This window comes from Vibrio sp. 2433-A1 (assembly GCF_056726085.1).
In genome coordinates this window covers 1-2,262 of the sequence record NZ_JBRESC010000066.1, presented here as the reverse complement: position 1 = coordinate 2,262, position 2,262 = coordinate 1, and the positions used below count along the sequence as shown (strand labels likewise).

The 2,262-nt window shown below is 41.4% G+C and carries 3 protein-coding genes; 1 reads left to right on the top strand and 2 read right to left on the bottom strand.

The features are described 5' to 3' along the window. Window positions 1–212: 212 nt before the first annotated feature. Entirely contained in the window at window positions 213–1,169 is a 957-nt protein-coding gene (locus ACU01J_RS21615) for an IS110 family RNA-guided transposase (RefSeq protein ID WP_481087434.1), read from the top strand. Between the two features lie 301 nt (window positions 1,170–1,470). Here ACU01J_RS21615 and ACU01J_RS21610 read toward each other — a convergent pair whose 3' ends face one another. Further along, entirely contained in the window at window positions 1,471–1,803 is a 333-nt protein-coding gene (locus ACU01J_RS21610) for a hypothetical protein (protein WP_481087451.1), read from the bottom strand. Between the two features lie 133 nt (window positions 1,804–1,936). Further along, window positions 1,937–2,262, bottom strand: a 326-nt coding sequence (locus ACU01J_RS21605) for a hypothetical protein (protein ID WP_481087445.1), incomplete at its 5' end; no start/stop codon positions are given.

Genomic DNA, 2,262 nt, shown 5'->3' with positions numbered 1-2,262 from the left:
GCTTTGTATGGATAATAAGCACTCAAATCGGGTAAGGTGAGACCCAGACTTTAGCTGCAACTAAAGTTCTTCTATCTAGTAGTTCGATTAAATGATGGCTCCTCTAGCGAGAGACCGGTAACAAGTACGAACACCTGATAGAACTCCAAGCACCACACTCGAATAGTCTTCTGGGTCTCGAGCCCGCATTTGCAAGCAAGAGTTAGCTTATTATGAATACAAACACACTTCAAAACATTAATGTCGGCGTTGATACTGGCAAGTCACAATTAGATATTTATATTCGCCCTCTCGATATTTACTTTACCGTTCCAAACAACGAAAAAGGTATCAAAGAAGCGGTACGAACTATTGCCAAACATCGACCTAACCGCGTTGTCATCGAAGCCACAGGTCGGCTTGAGATGCCCTTCATATTTGCCTGTGATAAAGCGAAGTTACCCTATGTCATTGCCAACCCATTGCATGTAAAAAGGTTCGCAGGAGCCATTGGACAAAGAGCTAAGAATGACCGTCTAGATGCCGCTCTCATTGCTCATTTTGGCGAAGCCATTCAACCTAAACTAACCAAGTTAAAGAGTGAAAATATTCGATTAATGAGTGACTTAGTCACAAGGCGAAATCAACTGCTTTCCATGCAGACGATGGAAAGAAATCGACAACAAATCTTACCTCAGAGTTTAGCTTCTTCCATAAAACCAATCTTGACCGCCCTTAAAAATCAAATCGTCAAAATAGAAGTAAAGATATCAAAACTCATCGATACCTGCCCTGAATATCAAGCTAAGAATGAAATACTACAGAGCATGCCAGGAATTGGAAAAATTGCATCCGCGTCTATCATCAGCAATGTTCCGGAACTCGGTTTCATCACCAATAAGCAAGCATCTTCTCTTATCGGTGTCGCTCCAATAACAAGAGAAAGTGGGCGCCTCAAAGGCAAACGGATGATACAAGGGGGACGCGCTCAAGTTCGTACCGTTTTATACATGGCAATGATGTCTGCCATCCAATGTAACCCCGTATTTAAGGCTACATATGAACGATTAGTTGCGGCAGGCAAACCGAAAAAAGTGGCAATCGTTGCCTGCATGAGGAAGATGGTGGTGATACTAAATTCAATGCTAAGGGACGGTGTTATGTGGGATAGCAATAGCGCCAAAAACTAACTATTGACGCCATAGTCTCTTGTTAGGTTTGTGTCACTAGCTCCCACGAATGACACCTTTGATTTTCCACCAAACTTTGCCCCCTAACTATTCTTGCCCCACTCTGCAAACTTATCCATGCAGGGAAAGCAAAAGTAGCACCAGAAATACTAACAAGTATTAAAAGGTCTGTAGGCGTAAAATCATACCAATGATTCAAAACAAATGGGCTCGCGACTAAAAAAGCAAACACAACGTACCACACGAGATACCAAATGATTAAAATAAGCCTTTTTCTTTTCGATTGATACTTAGGCTTAAATCATAGATGCGTGTTTCCCCTAGATTCAATTTTCTCTAAGTATCCGCGAGCAAGAACATAATCCTTTAAACATTTAACTGGATTTTTTAATGTTAGAATGTACTCGATTTCTTCTACGGAAATATCCGGAGAACCTACCAACGCTTGATAACCCTTTTCTTTCACATAGGGATGTAATTCCCCTGTACTAATATCACTCAGCAACTCTTTAGCAAACCTGTATTCTTCTCTTAGCTTTGTTCGTTTACCACTAGCTACGTCGTATAGAAACTTGCTCAAAACGACAAAAGCAGATAGTGCTGCAGGGATTTTCAGCCAATCCGATATATCCATAAAGTCTCCAGAAAACCTAACGCCCAATTAAGTAGTGAGCAACGCCACCACCTACCTAGACCATTGTGCCGTAAACACTGAAGCTGATTCAAACCTAAATTGCCGAGCGTTGCGAATCTGCTTAAATTGCTTGTTAGTTTTGAAGCTCGCAGCTCATGAGAGACTTAACCGCTGGGTCTGTCCAAAGAATCAAAGACTGTGTGTAGACCTTAACATGACTTCCTGTTTCAGTTTTTTCTATATCAGCTAAATGGACTAGTTCACCATCTAAGTACTGCATTACCTCATACCCTAACGATGATTCATGAAACGTCACCATTGGGCTATAAACTAAATAGTCTAAGTTTTCCCATTTTTCAGTAATACAACTAGCAACAGCAGGTGGGCTCATCGAGCTAGATGACTGAAACACCGGCTCTGAATGACGAAGTTTTTGTGGTGTTGTCGCACATGCTGACA

Coding starts and splice junctions, on each gene's coding strand:
- ACU01J_RS21615 (WP_481087434.1), top strand. CDS start 213: ATGAATACAAACACACTTCAAAACATTAATGTCGGCGTTGATACTGGC.
- ACU01J_RS21610 (WP_481087451.1), bottom strand. CDS start 1,803: ATGGATATATCGGATTGGCTGAAAATCCCTGCAGCACTATCTGCTTTT.